This window comes from Scandinavium sp. (genome assembly GCF_036271055.1).
Taxonomy (GTDB): domain Bacteria; phylum Pseudomonadota; class Gammaproteobacteria; order Enterobacterales; family Enterobacteriaceae; genus Scandinavium.
The window spans coordinates 54874-70292 of the sequence record NZ_DATBBJ010000070.1 but is presented as its reverse complement, the minus strand read 5'-3'; the positions used below and the strand labels follow the sequence as shown (position 1 = coordinate 70292).

At 54.8% G+C, this 15419-nt stretch carries 9 protein-coding genes and 3 tRNA genes; 6 read left to right on the top strand and 6 right to left on the bottom strand.

The window, feature by feature from the left end:
• Positions 1-54: 54 nt before the first annotated feature.
• The gene (gene csdA, locus VH187_RS12640; protein WP_329701798.1) at positions 55-1260 is read left to right on the top strand and encodes a cysteine desulfurase CsdA; all 1206 of its coding nucleotides are present in this window, start codon (positions 55-57) and stop codon (positions 1258-1260) included.
• On the top strand, positions 1261-1704 hold the full coding sequence (gene csdE, locus VH187_RS12635) for a cysteine desulfurase sulfur acceptor subunit CsdE (protein WP_329701797.1): 444 nt from the start codon (positions 1261-1263) through the stop codon (positions 1702-1704).
• Here the strand turns inward: csdE and tcdA are convergent.
• A complete protein-coding gene (tcdA, locus tag VH187_RS12630) occupies positions 1701-2507 on the bottom strand; it encodes a tRNA cyclic N6-threonylcarbamoyladenosine(37) synthase TcdA (protein WP_329701796.1) in 807 nt (268 codons plus the stop codon). The two genes, csdE and tcdA, sit on opposite strands and share 4 nt — an antisense overlap.
• A 19-nt stretch (positions 2508-2526) precedes the next feature.
• The gene (mltA, locus tag VH187_RS12625) at positions 2527-3624 is read right to left on the bottom strand and encodes a murein transglycosylase A (RefSeq protein WP_329701795.1); all 1098 of its coding nucleotides are present in this window, start codon (positions 3622-3624) and stop codon (positions 2527-2529) included.
• A 196-nt stretch (positions 3625-3820) separates the two neighbouring features.
• On the opposite strand from mltA, the gene VH187_RS12620 reads away from it, so the two are divergent.
• From VH187_RS12620 to VH187_RS12610, 3 genes are all read left to right on the top strand, one after another.
• Positions 3821-3897: transfer RNA gene (locus tag VH187_RS12620), tRNA-Met, on the top strand.
• Positions 3898-3960: 63 nt separating this feature from the next.
• Positions 3961-4037 (top strand) — tRNA-Met (locus VH187_RS12615).
• Between the two features lie 49 nt (positions 4038-4086).
• Positions 4087-4163 (top strand) — tRNA-Met (locus tag VH187_RS12610).
• A gap of 108 nt (positions 4164-4271) precedes the next feature.
• Here VH187_RS12610 and amiC read toward each other — a convergent pair.
• Positions 4272-5525: an N-acetylmuramoyl-L-alanine amidase AmiC gene (gene amiC / locus VH187_RS12605; protein ID WP_329701794.1), complete on the bottom strand. Its 1254-nt coding sequence runs from the start codon at positions 5523-5525 to the stop codon at positions 4272-4274.
• Positions 5526-5752: 227 nt separating this feature from the next.
• On the opposite strand from amiC, the gene argA reads away from it, so the two are divergent.
• Complete coding sequence (argA, locus tag VH187_RS12600) at positions 5753-7084, top strand: amino-acid N-acetyltransferase (protein WP_329701793.1); 1332 nt, start codon at positions 5753-5755, stop codon at positions 7082-7084.
• A gap of 61 nt (positions 7085-7145) precedes the next feature.
• Here argA and recD read toward each other — a convergent pair whose 3' ends face one another.
• From recD to ptrA, 3 genes are read right to left on the bottom strand one after another with little or no spacing between them, the layout of a single operon-like run.
• Positions 7146-8984, bottom strand: coding sequence for an exodeoxyribonuclease V subunit alpha (gene recD, locus VH187_RS12595; RefSeq protein WP_329701952.1), 1839 nt, complete (start codon positions 8982-8984; stop codon positions 7146-7148).
• A complete protein-coding gene (recB, locus tag VH187_RS12590; protein ID WP_329701792.1) occupies positions 8984-12523 on the bottom strand; it encodes an exodeoxyribonuclease V subunit beta in 3540 nt (1179 codons plus the stop codon). Before recB ends, recD begins: the two co-directional genes overlap by 1 nt.
• On the bottom strand, positions 12520-15408 hold the full coding sequence (gene ptrA, locus VH187_RS12585) for a pitrilysin (protein ID WP_329701791.1): 2889 nt from the start codon (positions 15406-15408) through the stop codon (positions 12520-12522). Before ptrA ends, recB begins: the two co-directional genes overlap by 4 nt.
• Positions 15409-15419 lie beyond the last annotated feature (11 nt).

Genomic DNA, 15419 nt, shown 5'->3' with positions numbered 1-15419 from the left:
CTTGCCCTGCCGCGTGTTTTGCGCGACGATCGGTAAACTGGAATGAGGAAAATCATGAACGCATTCAACCCGGCGCAGTTTCGCGCCCAGTTTCCGGCGCTGAGCGATGCCGGGGTCTATCTCGATAGCGCCGCTACGGCCCTGAAACCGCAAGCCGTGGTCGACGCCACGCAGCAGTTCTACAGCCTGAGCGCGGGCAATGTGCATCGCAGTCAGTTTGCGCAGGCGCAAAAACTCACTGCACGTTACGAAGCTGCTCGCGATCAAGTCGCGGCATTGATTAACGCACCGGAAGGCAAAAATATCGTCTGGACCCGAGGCACTACCGAAGCCATAAATATGGTGGCTCAGTGTTACGCCCGCCCACGTTTGCAGCCCGGTGATGAAATCATCGTTAGCGAAGCCGAGCATCATGCCAACCTCGTGCCGTGGCTGATGGTGGCGGAGCAGACCGGCGCGCGCGTCGTGAAACTGCCGATTGGCGCGGATCATCTGCCGGACGTTGAACAACTCTCCTCATTAATCACCGCCAGAAGCCGCATTCTGGCGCTGGGACAAATGTCCAATGTCACTGGCGGTTGCCCCGATCTGGCCCGCGCGATTCAACTCGCGCACGCCGCCAATATGGTGGTGATGGTCGATGGAGCGCAGGGCGTAGTGCATTTCCCGGCAGACGTTCAGGCGCTGGACATCGACTTTTATGCCTTCTCCGGCCACAAGCTGTATGGCCCAACCGGGATTGGCGCATTGTATGGCAAACGTGAGTTGCTGAACGAGATGACCCCATGGCTGGGCGGCGGCAAAATGATCACCGAAGTCACCTTTGACGGTTTCAAAACGCAACCCGTGCCTTATCGTCTGGAAGCAGGTACACCGAACGTCGCTGGAGTGATCGGTCTCAGCGCCGCGCTGGAATGGTTAAGCCAAACGGATATTGCGCAGGCCGAAACCTGGAGTCGTGGTCTTGCCACACTCGCCGAAGAAGAACTGTCGCGCCGTCCGGGCTTTCGCTCTTTCCGCTGTCAGGACTCCAGTCTGCTGGCCTTCGATTTCGCAGGGGTGCATCACAGCGACATGGTGACGCTGCTCGCCGAATACGGCATCGCGTTGCGTGCCGGGCAACATTGCGCTCAGCCTTTGCTGGCAGCACTTGACGTGAGCGGTACACTACGCGCCTCATTTGCCCCGTATAATACTCAGGAAGATGTTCATGCGCTGGTGAGCGCCGTTGACCGCGCCCTTGATTTACTGGTGGATTAAATGACAAGCCCTGCTCTCGCCGGACATCCGTTCGGCACAACCGTAACGCAAGATACCTTACGTCAGATTTTTGGCCCGCTAAATCAATGGGAAGACAAATACCGCCAATTGATTTTACTGGGTAAACAACTGCCCGCCCTGCCGGAAGCGTTGAAAGCACAAGCCGAGGAAATTGCCGGGTGTGAAAACCGCGTCTGGCTGGGCCACACGTGTCTGCCAGAAGGCAAATTGCACTTTTACGGTGACAGTGAAGGAAGGATCGTTCGAGGATTGCTAGCCGTGTTGCTGGCTGCTGTAGAAGGTAAGAGCGCGGATCAGCTTCTGGCCGCCGATCCGCTGGATTTTTTTGATGAATTAGGTTTGCGAACCCAGCTCAGCGCGTCCCGCAACCAAGGGCTGAACGCGTTGCGCGACGCGGTACTGAACGCCGCGCGCCAGGGTTAAGCTGTACGCTCCGCTTTCGCCAGCATTTTCTTCAAAGCATGGGATACCGCGACAAAACCAAACGTCGCGGTCACCATCGTCGCCGCCCCAAAACCGGACGCACAGTCCATTCTCTTCGGCCCTTCGGCTGTACTTTTCATCGCACAGACTGAACCGTCTGACTGCGGGTAGACCAGCGCTTCGGTAGAAAAGACGCAATCTACGCCCAGCTTACCTTTACCGTTTTTCACCACGCCAAAATCACTTTTCAGCCGTTCGCGCAGTTTCGCCGCCAGCGGATCCTGGATAGTCTTCGCCAGGTCAGCGACCTGGATCTGCGTGGGATCGATTTGTCCGCCTGCGCCGCCTGTTGTGACCAAGGGCACTTTGTAGCGACGGCACCAGGAGATCAGCGCCGCTTTTGGACGCACGCTGTCGATCGCGTCGATAACGTAGCTAAAGCCAACGCCCATATATCCCGCAACATTTTCCGGCGTCACAAAATCATCCACAACCGTGACACGGCATTCCGGGTTGATCAGGCGAATGCGATCCGCCATCACTTCCGCTTTAGCGAGCCCAACATTGCCACCGAGTGCATGGATTTGTCGATTGGTATTGGTGACACACACGTCATCCATATCAATAAGCGTGATCGCCCCGATACCGGTACGCGCCAGCGCTTCTGCCGCCCATGACCCTACGCCGCCGATACCGACCACACACACATGCGCATCGGCAAACACCTGCAGCGCTTTTTCACCATATAAACGTGCCGTGCCGCCAAAACGCTGGCGCCAGGCATCGCTAATCACGACTGACATAAAACCTCAAATGACTCTGTTAACCGCTGAATACGTTGCCCGCACCTGGCGCATTGCGAAGGACCCATACACGACCATAATGGTTATACCAGCCCGCACGATGACCCGCATCCGGGCCAATACCCTGATAGATGTCGAAGTGCTGGCCTTTAATCGCCCCACCCACATCCAGCGCGACCATCAGGCGCAGTTCATAGTGACCGTTGAACTTACCGTTGTTATCCAGTTGTGGGACTTCCGCCAACAGCGTTGTGCCTGGCGGAATAATGCTCCGGTCAGACGCCACTGACGCACGGCCAATCAGCGGCACCGCGCTCGCACCTTTTACAGGCGCAAAAGATTGCGGCTTGAAGAACACGAACGACGGGTTCTCTTCCAGCAGGGCACGCACGTCCGCTTCGCTGTGGGTTGCGCCCCACTGACGGATCGCCTGCATCGACATATCTTCTTTTTTATACTCGCCGCGATCGACGAGCACTTTGCCGATACTGCGGTACGACCAGCCGTTCTTCCCGGCATAGCTAAAGAAGTTGAGCGGAGAACCATCACCATAATCAATGTATCCACTGCCCTGAACGTCCATGATGAAGTTATCCATCAGGGAGTTGCTGTAGGCCAGAATATAGTTGTCGCTCAGCGCGCCAGCATAGATTTCCGCACGTGACGGCAGGCGGCCGCGCTTCGGTGGCATACGGTAAATCGGATACTGGAACTCGCCTTGTCGTGTATGACGCGCTTCTACTACTGGTGTGTAGTAACCCGTGAACTGAACGTTGCCGTAGTTATCCGCGCCCTGCATCTGCCAGGCGTCCAGCCCGTATTGCTTCATAGTACGGGTATCGCCCCCGGACTGTAGCCACTGCTGAACGGCGGTAAAGACATTGCTCTGGCTGCCATAAAGGCGCGGCGAGGCGTTACGGATTTCATTAACCTGCTGAGCGAAATCCCCGCCGTTAATCGGCGCCCCTACGGCTTCTGGCTGATTCACCAGAGAAAACGGCTGGTTAAAGGTGCCGTCTTTATACTGTTGACCGCGATCGGTCGGCTTAGAGGAACAGGCGGCGAGCATCGTCATCACTGCGCCTGTCACCAGAATTTTGGCCCAACGTCCTTTCATGGTATCTCGTCTTCTCTCTATGCTAAATGCGTGATGAAGATAACAAACCCCCCGGGGTATTGAAATGCGTTAACGTGCCACTCGCCCCATTTTGCGCAAAAAACAGACTATATGACCCGTTTTCATCCACTCTGTTCCAATTATGCAAAAAAGGGTTGCATCAAATCGCGACCAGCGTATAGTGCGCTTCCACGGACGCGGGATGGAGCAGCCTGGTAGCTCGTCGGGCTCATAACCCGAAGGTCGTCGGTTCAAATCCGGCTCCCGCAACCAATTAAGATGTAAAGCATTACAATGTGTAGAAAGGTTTACCTGATGGAAGGGTAAGCACTCGGACGCGGGATGGAGCAGCCTGGTAGCTCGTCGGGCTCATAACCCGAAGGTCGTCGGTTCAAATCCGGCTCCCGCAACCAACACATAATGAAGAATAAAGCTTATCTGAGATGACGATAAGTTGACGGACGCGGGATGGAGCAGCCTGGTAGCTCGTCGGGCTCATAACCCGAAGGTCGTCGGTTCAAATCCGGCTCCCGCAACCACTTCATAAAACAATAGGCACCCTAACGGGTGTTTTTTTGTATCTAAAATCCGGCGAATGCTCAAAAAAATGACGCCTTTCGGCGCCACTCTCTCTTTCTGACTCTCTTTTAGCCACGTCGCGCGAGCGTTGCGCCATCGGCAAAATAGGCTTTGATCCCGGCCAGAATCGACTCCGCCACTTCCTGCTGGAACGTTGCTGTCTTAAGTTTACGTTCTTCTTCGACGTTACTGATAAACGCTGTTTCCACCAGAATCGACGGGATGTCCGGCGCTTTTAATACCGCAAAACCGGCCTGCTCCACGCTGTTTTTATGCAGATTATTCACCTTACCTAATCTGCCCAACACCGCTTTACCAAATTTCAGACTGTCGTTGATGGTCAGCGACTGCACCATATCGAACATAGTGTGGTCGACATAACGATCACCACTTTTGCTGACACCGCCGATCAAATCCGAGGCGTTCTGCGTTTGCGCCAGATACTTTGCTGCGGTACTGGTCGCGCCTTTCGTCGAAAGGGCAAACACTGATGAACCGCTCGGCTGGCGACTGGTAAAGGCATCCGCATGAATGGAGACAAACAGGTCAGCACGTTGTTTCTGCGCTTTGGCGACACGAACTTTCAGCGGAATGAAAACGTCTTCATTGCGCGTCATGTAGGCCTTCATGTTGCCTTCTTTCTCGATGAGCGTTTTCAAACGACGGGCAATTTGCAGCACCACGTCTTTCTCGCGCGTTTTATATTTGCCCACCGCACCGGAATCTTCCCCCCCATGCCCTGGGTCAAGCATGATAACAATCGGTCTGTCACGCCCGGCTTTACCCGGCTGTGGGCCACTTTGTGCTGGAGGCACCTGCTTATCGAGATCGCCTTTATTGTAATCTTCCAGCAGTGCCAGCAGAGGATCCTGCATTTCCGTCGCCGTGGACGGATAAAGATCCATTACCAGACGCTCTTTAAATCCTGCCACGGCAGCCAGCGCAAACAGCTGTGGTTTCACATTTTGCTTGAGTTCAAACACCATGCGTACAGTTTGCGGATCGAACTGCCCCACGCGTGCCGATTTGATATAGGGATCGTCGCTGCGGATCTGCTCGCCCATGCCTTTCAGCACAGAATTGAGGTTCACGCCTTCGAGATCGACCACGACTCGCTCCGGATTGCTCAGCGCAAACTGCTTATATTTCAGTTCATGGCTGGATTCTATCGTCACGCGAGTATAGGTGGATGAAGGCCAGACGCGCACAGCCACAACCCGGCTGTCAGCTGCCAGACCAATCTGACTTACGCTGAGTAACCACATGGCCCCCGCTCCCTTAATGAAGCGACGACGGCTTAATCCTGACTGACTTCCAGACATGCCTCTCCCAAGCAAAAAATTCAATTTAGCAGTTTAAACGACTCGTTTGAGCGAAAACTTTAACCAAAGCCGCATAAACTGTCATCTATAAAAGGGTAAACAATCCTGATTCATTTCATTTTCTATGCATCTTTCTTTGCACATTCGTTGAAATTGCTGCTTGCACTGACAAGCAAAACAGAATAAAAATACATTAATTACGAATAATCATGCATCGAGGTTGTACTGTGGTGAAGGAACGTAAAACCGAACTGGTTGAAGGATTTCGTCATTCTGTGCCCTACATTAACGCCCACCGGGGTAAGACGTTTGTCATTATGCTCGGCGGCGAAGCGATTGAGCATGAGAATTTTTCAAGCATAGTCAACGATATAGGATTACTACACAGTTTAGGGATTCGCCTTGTGCTGGTTTACGGCGCACGCCCGCAGATTGATGCCAATCTGGCGGAACACCATCATGAGCCGCTGTATCACAAAAATACGCGTGTGACTGACGCCAAAACGCTCGACCTGGTGAAACAGGCAGCAGGAATGTTACAACTCGACATCACTGCACGCCTGTCAATGAGCCTCAATAACACGCCATTACAGGGCGCACACATCAATGTGGTGAGCGGGAACTTCATCATCGCACAACCGCTGGGCGTTGATGATGGCATAGATTACTGCCATAGCGGGCGCATTCGTCGCATCGACGAAGAAGCGATTCATCGCCAGCTCGACAGTGGCGCTATTGTGTTGATGGGGCCTGTTGCTGTCTCCGTGACCGGCGAAAGTTTCAACCTGACGTCCGAAGAAATCGCCACTCAATTAGCCATTAAGCTCAAAGCGGAAAAGATGATCGGCTTCTGTTCTTCCCAGGGCGTTTTAGACAACCAGGGCGCGATTATTCCCGAGTTATTTCCTAATGAAGCCCAGGCCAGAGTCGAAACGCTGGAAAACGAAGGGGATTATTACTCCGGCACTGTGCGCTTTCTGCGTGGGGCAGTTAAAGCCTGCCGCAGCGGTGTGCGTCGCTGTCACTTGCTGAGCTATCAGGAAAATGGCGCACTGTTACAGGAACTCTTCTCCCGCGACGGCATTGGCACCCAAATTGTGATGGAGAGCGCCGAGCAAATTCGCCGCGCCACCATCAACGATATCGGTGGGATCCTTGAGCTGATTGAGCCACTGGAACAACAGGGCATTCTGGTGCGCCGCTCACGCGAACAACTGGAAATGGAAATCGACAAATTCACGGTCATTCAACGCGATAACACAACCATCGCCTGTGCCGCGCTGTATCCCTTCCCGGAAGAACGCATTGGCGAAATGGCCTGTGTGGCGGTGCATCCTGATTATCGCAGTTCTGCACGCGGCGAAGTGTTGCTCGAGCGCGTTGCGGCGCAGGCGAAGCAGATGGGCCTCAGCAAGCTGTTTGTGCTGACGACGCGCAGCATTCACTGGTTCCAGGAACGTGGATTTATGCCGGTTGAAGTGGATTTACTGCCGGAGAGTAAAAAAGAGATGTACAACTATCAGCGTCGTTCGAAGGTGCTGATGGCAGATTTAACCTGAGTGTTTTCTGAAATGCTGCCCGGTGGCGCGAACGCTAACCGGGCTGATGAAAAAATCGGTATTAGCCAAACTGAGCAAACAACGCCGCCAGCCCACTGCGTCTTTCGGTTCTGACGGTGATCGCCTGCCCCAGTAGCACCGGGTCGGCATACATCGACAACCGCTGACGAGCACGGGTGATAGCCGTGTACACCAGTTCACGGGTCACCAGCGGCACGCTTTGTGACGGCAAAATCAGCGCCGCATGATTAAACTCAGAGCCTTGGGATTTATGCACCGTCATCGCCCACGCGGTGTCGTGTTCCGGTAAACGACTCGGCTGCACAGATTTGATTGTGCCATCCGGCATCGGGAACCACACACGTAGCCCTGTGCCTCTGTCTAACGCAATGCCCATATCGCCGTTAAACAACCCAAGTGCGCTGTCGTTGCGGGCAATCATCACCGGACGCCCTTCATACCAGCGAGAGTGCCGTGACAGCGCAATGCGCCGCTTACGCGCCAACGTCTGTTCAAGCTGTTCATTAACGCCACTCACGCCATAAGGCCCTTCACGAAGCGCGCAAAGTACCTGATAGTGTGAGAAAGCCTCCAGAATATCGGCAGGTTCAGCACGCGCCTGCAAAAGGGCCAGATAATCTGCATAACCTGTCACCGCATCTTCCAGCATCGATTCATACTCTGCGGTGGTGCGCAGTGGCATCAGGGCGATATCGGAAAAGTCTTGCGCAAAGACCGCTTTCATCGCCTTGGCATCGCCGTTGTTCACCGCTCTCGCCAGTTGACCAATGCCTGAATAACTGCCGAAGCGGTAGCTTTTTCTCAGGAGGCACAGGCTGTCACGCAGTGCGCCGGCTGCATGACCTTCGCCAGCAGGCACATCCATTCCGGTCAAACGACTTAATTCCTGGGCACGTTCCTGCGTATACCCGACATTCACCCAAGCGCAAACATCCCCCAGCACAGCCCCCGCCTCTACCGAGGCCAGTTGGTCGCGGTCGCCGAGGAAAATGACTCTGGCGTGCGCGGGCAGTGCGTCGATCAACCGTGCCATCATCGGCAGGTCAATCATTGAGGCTTCATCCACCACCAGCACATCCAGATGCAGCGGATTACCCGCGTGATAACGCAGTCGTTGGCTACCGGGCTGCGCCCCAAGCAGACGGTGCAGCGTTCCGGCTTCCACAGGCAGCATTTTTTTCTGTTCATCGGTTAACGGTAACTGGCGCAATGCAGCCCCTAAAGACTCCGTCAAACGCGCGGCCGCTTTACCAGTGGGCGCGGCCAGCCGAATACGGCATTTCGGCTGAGTATTGGTCTGAATAATCGCCGCCAGTAGTTTCGCCACTGTGGTGGTTTTCCCGGTCCCCGGGCCGCCAGAAATCACCGAGATACGACGGGTCAGCGCCACTGCTGCGGCCACTTTTTGCCAGTCTATTTCTTCGGTAGGGGGAAACAGTGCCGCCAGGGTGGCGCTCAGTTGCGCTTCATCGCCGGAGAAAACGGGCTCTGCCTGACTGAAAAAACGGGCAATTGCGAGTTCATTGCGCCACAAGCGGTTGAGGTAAAGTCGCCCTTCACACAACACCAGCGGCGTCGCCTCAGATCCATCACTGACGGCAGGAGAAGCCAACAGCCACTCTTCAATCTGATTAACAGGCCCAGCCCGTTCAAACAGTTGCTGCCAAAGCACTTGAGCACGCCCGGTGCATTGCTCATCAGGGTGAAAACGGGAGAGCGGCAAACAGACGTGCCCTTCCCCTGCATCACGGCTCAACAGCGCCGCCGCCAGCATCACCGCTGGGTTGCCCTGTTCTGCCACCATCAGGGCGAACTGCACGTCCAGCGGGCGCAACAACTTTTGTTGCGCGGCTTCCATCAACAGGGCTTCCATGGTCATCATCTCACCTCCTGTGTATCGCCTGCAAACAGCTCATCAAGACCGTCGATCAACGCGCGATCCGGGCGAGTGGCAAAAATGCCTTGTCCGCTGTCGCCACCATCCACGCCACGCAGGAACAGGTAAATCACGCCGCCGAAGTGGCTTTCATAATCATAATCTGTCAGCCGATGACGAAGATAACGGTGCAGCGCCAGGCTATACAGTTGATATTGCAGATCGTAGCGGTGCGATTGCATCGCCTGCGTCATCGCCGCCTGAGTGTAGGCTTCGCTGTTTTCGCCGAGCCAGTTTGATTTGTAATCCAGCAGGTAGTAGCGCCCATCGTGGCGGAAAACCAGGTCAATAAAGCCTTTCAGCATCCCGCTCACCTGACGGAAATCGAGCGACGGACAGCCTGCCGAAAGCGGGTCGTGCTGGCGAATTAAGCCGTCCAGCGCCTGCGGAATAAGCAATTGTTCAATCGGCAGATAAAACTCCATTTCGACCTGTTTATTTTTGGCGGTCAGTTGGCTCAGGGAAATTCCCGCGCCAGAAAGTGGCGTTTGCAGCACCGTGGTCAGCCACTGCGTCAGAACCGGCGCCCATTTGACCTCAAAACCGTTGCGTTCTAACTGCTCCAGCATCCACGTTTCAGACACCGGCTGAGTAAAATCGATCTCTTCAAACAGGCTATGCAGAAACGTTCCCGGCGACGCACCGCGTGGGAAGTGGTGAGGCGACAGTTCCGGCTCGTCGGAAACGTCTGCGACACCCGCCGCATCGATGTCCAGACGCGGCAGAAGATCCTGCGCTACGCTGTGTCCTCGCTGTTGCAGGCCGGAATAACTGGTGACTCGCCAGTCGTCGACAATACGTCGCTGCATCTCTCTGGCCCGTAACTCCGGCATTTCCGGCGCAACGGCTTGCCAGCGCCCCCCTTCCGGTAGCGTGGGAATATGCAGCGCGATGTGTTCATTGCACAGTTCACGCAAGCAAGTTTCAAGCCCTGCCGCGTCTTTGGCTTCGCCTTTTTGCACCAGCCGTCCTAACGCGCTGTGATGCAGTTCGGTGTCGGTCGCTTTATCACTGCGGCGCGGGCTTAGCGGGGCGATGCCTAAACTGCAATGCCAAATGGCGCGGGTCAGTGCCACGTACAGCAAACGCAAATCCTCCGCCAGCCGCTCGGCTTCGGCGAGTTCAAGACTTTCCTCGCCATTGTGCAAATCGAGCACCGCCGCAAAAGAGTTTCGATCGTGATAAAACGCCTGATCCTGTTTGCGATAGCGGGCGATAAACGGCAGCCACACCAGTGAATACTCAAGCCCTTTCGATTTATGCACCGTGACGATTTGCACCAGGTGTTTATCGCTTTCCAGACGCATCTGTTGGCTGGACGAGCCGCTTTCGGGCCCACCGATTTGCTGAGCCAGCCAGCGCATCAGTGCGTGCTCACTTTCGAGTTGCCCGGCAGCTTCCTGCAACAATTCGCTGATGTGCAGAATATCGGTCAGACGGCGCTCACCGCCTTGTGTCGCCAACAGATTTTCTGCAATATTACGGGCCGCCATCAGCGCCCGCAGCATCGCCATCACGCCCCGTTGTTGCCAGAGTTGACGGTAACGGCTGAACTCCTCGACTACCGCATCCCACGCCAATTCATCCAGATTGAGACGTTCAATATCCTGCGCGTTAAGGCCAAACAGCGAACTGGCAAGCGCACTACGCAGGCTACTTTCCCTTTCCGGGGCCAGTACGGCCTGCAATAGCCACAGCAGTTCCTGGGCTTCTGGCGTTTCGAATACGCTGTCTCGATTAGATAAATAAACCGATGGAATGCCCAGCACGTTTAGTGCATCACGCACCAGCGCCGCTTCCTGCCGATTACGTACCAGCACGGTAATGTCAGATGCCGCGACCGGGCGCGATTTTTCACCACGCCACAACAGCGCGTCACCCCGCTGTCCGGCACTGAGCCAGTCGCGAATTTTCCCGGCGCATAATTGCGCCATAAAAGCCTGATAATCCCCTGCCCCCACATTGCTACCTGGCATTAACCAGAAGCTCATCGCGGGTTGGTCCTCACCTTTCAGCTCAAAGCGCAGTCCCTGATTTTTGGGCGCGGATTTGACCGGCAAAAAGGGAATGTCGCGGAACATAAAAGGATTATCGGAAAGACTGAACAGACGATTGACGCTGTCTACCACACCCGGCGCGGAACGCCAGTTGGTATCAAGGGTGTAATGAGCAGAGACGTCGCCACGCGCGCGCATATAGGTAAAAATATCCGCGCCGCGAAACGCGTAAATTGCCTGTTTTGGATCGCCAATCAACAGCAGCGCTGTGTCAGCCTGCTGCCGCCAGATACGGCGAAAAATACGGTACTGCTGCGGATCGGTATCCTGAAATTCATCGATCATCGCCACCGGGAAACGTTGACGAATGGCTGAAGCCAGCGCATCGCCACTTTCGCCCTGCAATGCCTCATCCAGGCGGCTCAACATGTCGTCAAAGCCCAGTTCGCCCCGGCGCTGTTTTTCGCGCGCGACCGCCTCACGGATCTCAACCATCGCCCGCGAAATCACCAGATCGTTAAGCGAAGGCGGCGTGGTCAGCAGAGCTTCGATGGTGTCGAACAGCGGGTGTTGTGGCGGGCTTCCACCTTCTTTGGTTCGGGAATAGAGGAAAGATTGAGCAAACTTTTCAAGCGAATCCGGTAACTGATAGCCGGTATTTTCTTCCGTTGCCCAGGCACTTATTTTATCGATCCATTTGCCCTGATTACCGCGATTAAACTTGCGTCTGTCGAGATCGGAATTTTCCAGCAGATCGCCAATTTCACTGACAGCCGCCAGCCACGCTGCTTTCAATTCACTGAGCTGCTCAACAATCTGTTGATGGCGCTCAATCAGCGTTTCGTCAGACGGCGGTGTTTTAAGCTGCGGCGCTTCACCTTGCAGGTAACGATCGATGGATTTCAACAGATCCTGCGGGCCTTTCCAGCTCGCATGAATGGCTTCTGCTACTTCGCGGGGAAGCGGATAACAGTAGCGTCGCCAGAAGTCGGCGCAGGCCTGAAAGCGCAGCCGGGATTCATCTTCGATGAGCTGCTGTTCAAACAGCATGCCGGATTCGAAGGCGTTAAGGCTCAGCATGCGCTGACAGAAACCGTGAATGGTAAACACCGCCGCTTCATCCATCTGCCGTTCAGCCAGCAGCAGCACTTGTGCGGCTTGTTCAGGGTCGGGGATTTCGGCCAGCAGGCTGGCATACAGCGGGTTATCGCTGCTGTTACGCAGACAAGCGATGCGCAGTTCGTGAATATTGCTGCGAATACGGCCACGCAGTTCTTCGGTGGCCGCTTCGGTGAACGTCACTACCAGCAACTCTTCGACATCGACAGAACGGAAAAAGGCGGCCTCGCCGCCTAATCCGAGCAACAGCCGCAGATAGAGTGCGGCAATTGTGTAGGTTTTTCCGGTGCCCGCTGAGGCTTCAATCAGGCGCTCACCTGTTAACGGTAAGCGCAGGGGATTTAAGGACTCGGCGGTCTCGGTCATTCGTTCTCTCTCATCAACGGCATGGATTTCTGCAACGCGCTGACGCTCTCCCAAACCTTCCAGCCTTTCGGGTGAACATACTCTGTTTTCCCGTTCTGGCTGCCGGAGACCTGAGAGAGGACGGTCATGCCCTGCGGCTCCACCACCGTTTGATGGAAGAAGTCAGCAAGTTTTTGCGGCGTAAGCAGTTTTATCTGAGCCACTACTTTATCACGTGAATCGAAACGCATATTACCGCGATCGAAATCTTTGCTGAGCTTCGAGGCTTCTTCACCCAATGTTTGTGGCGGCTGCTGCATTTGGGCAATCACCGATTGCTGCATCTGAGCAAACTCTTCAGGCTTCATCGCCCGCAGCTTTGCCTCAGCGGTTGGGAAAAAGGCTTTGAAACGCTGCCAAAGGAAACCAGGCTGTTTGTCACTGCTTTGCAGCAAGAAGCCTACGCCCCATTGACGACCGATATTCATCGGGAAAGCAAACACCGCATAACCCAACTGTTCTTCGGTGCGCAGCTGATTGTAGAACCAGGGCTGAATAATCTGACCCAACATGGCGCTGGCGGCAGAGCTACTGAATTCATCGGCTTTCGGCGGGGCAAACACCGCAGCAAGTGCGGAATCGCTGGTACTGCTCGCTTTCTCAAAAATAGCGTTCTGCTGCTTATCCACCACCACGTCTTTATTGCGACACCATTCCGTGCCGCGGGCGTTCAGCTGCTTTTGCACCTGACGGGCAAGTTCAGTGGATTTCTCTGCCGTCATATTCCCCACAACAAGGAATTCCGGACGCGCGCCCGCTTTCAGGTCATCTCGCCAGGTCAAAACATCTTTGAGCGTAATGGATGGCAGCAAACCCCGGCGTTCTTCGCGTTGGAAGTAAGGCACCTGCGAAAGCATCTGGACGGGCATAATAGCCTGATCGAACGCCTTGCCCTTATCAGCAGAATCAAGCATTTGCGTATACCAGGATTTCGCCTGTGCGAGTTGCTCTTCGGTTGGCTGATAGCTGAAATAACCTTGCAGCAGCGCATCAAACAACTGCGGTAAACGCTGGGTATAGCCGTTTGCGTTAACCATCAGACCATTATTTGCGCCTGTGGAGAAACTGATACCGCCTACCGACGCCTGGTTACTCAGTTGGTCGAGGGCAATGCCTGCCAGATAATCATTCAGCGCGAAAATGACCTGGTTACGCGCGCTATCCATCGCACGCGGATTACGCAGCACCAGAGTGACATCGGCCTTCGGTTCGCTGGCAAAATAGCGGCTCGGGGTATACACCACGCGCAACTGCGGTTCATCAACAATCAACTGAGGCTTATCAACCACTTTTTCAGGCTTAATCAGCGTGAAGTCATCCGGAATATACGGGTTCAGGGTGGGCAGTTGCAGGGTTATCTTCGCCGATTCCTGCTGCCACTGGCTGAATGTCTGGGCACTGATTTTATCGACCTGGTATGGCGCATTGACGAAATAGGCGGTTTTGTTGTGCGGTTCGTTCGGGCTGATATACCAGATACGTGCATTTTCCGGCGTCATCATCGCCAGGCGGTCGCTAATGGCTTTCGCATCATACTGGTCAGCAATATTCACTGCATCAAGCGTGTGCTCAACGGGAACGCGGATCATGGTATCCGCCAGCCATTCGACGTAATCCATATCGCGGTTAATCGACGGATAGCGGAAATCGAGATCTAGCACGTGCGCCAGTTCATCGAAATAACGTTTATCAACGCCTTTCTGACGGAGCATATCGAGGTAGCTGAAAATAGCGGCCACAACCTGGTCACGATGAGCCAGGCCTTTGTCAGTGAGCGTTGCGGAAATCGCCAGCACACCGCTGTTGCCGTTCACCACCGGATCAGAATCGGCACGAATCCCCTCTGCCAACCCCTGATTTTGCAACCAGTCGGAAAGCGTTCCCGGACTACGGTTGCCAATCAGATAGGTGACAAGTTCATCCGTTTTGCTGCGGAACTGCGCCGTGTTGTTATCGATACGAAATTCAACGCGCAGCACCTTACGAGGCACGGCAGGCGTGTAATGAATGATGATGCCTTTCTGCGCATCGGTGACTACTGGAACAGTGATCTCCGGACGCGTGATATTTTTATTCGGCACTCGGCCCCAGGTTTCGGCAGCCATTTTCGCCAGTTCCGGCAACGGTTTATTGCTGTAGATAACGGCTTTCATCAGGTTCGCGGAGTAGTATTTGTCGCGAAACGCGTGCAGGGAATCCAGCACCGGGCTATCCGGTTTATCGCTCAACGTTTCGAGATTGCCGCCGGAGAATCGCGCCCCCGGGTGCGCCGGGTTAATGGTTTCCGCGCTCACCTGTGCCATGCGCATGCCGTCACGGCTGCGCGCCATGGTCAGCTCGGAATTAACGGCGTTACGTTCCCGGTCGGCATATTTTTTATCAAGCAGAGGTTCAGCAATTGCATCTGCGAGGCGGTCTACTGCCCCTTCGAGCGCATCGTTTTCTACCTCAAGATAAAACGCGGTGCGATAGGGCGCGGTGCTGGCATTGTGACTGCCGCCGTGCATTTTAAGGTATTCGGCGAGGCTGTCTGGCTGCGGGTATTTTTTAGACCCCATCAGAGTCATATGCTCAAGGAAATGCGCCAGACCCGGATGTGAATCGGGATCTTCCAGCGAACCTACCGGCACGACTAACGCAGACAGTGATTTAACGGCCTGCGGATCGGAAACAAGCAGCACGACCATACCGTTATCAAGCTTGATAGCCTGATATTGACGGGGATCTTTCTCGCTTTTGCGGATGGTTTCCTTTATCGGTTGCCATCCATTGTCGGCCTGACTTAAGGGCGCCCAAAGGGCGAACAACACGATAAATACAACATTCAACCAGGTGCTGCGGGGCATTCACGGACCTC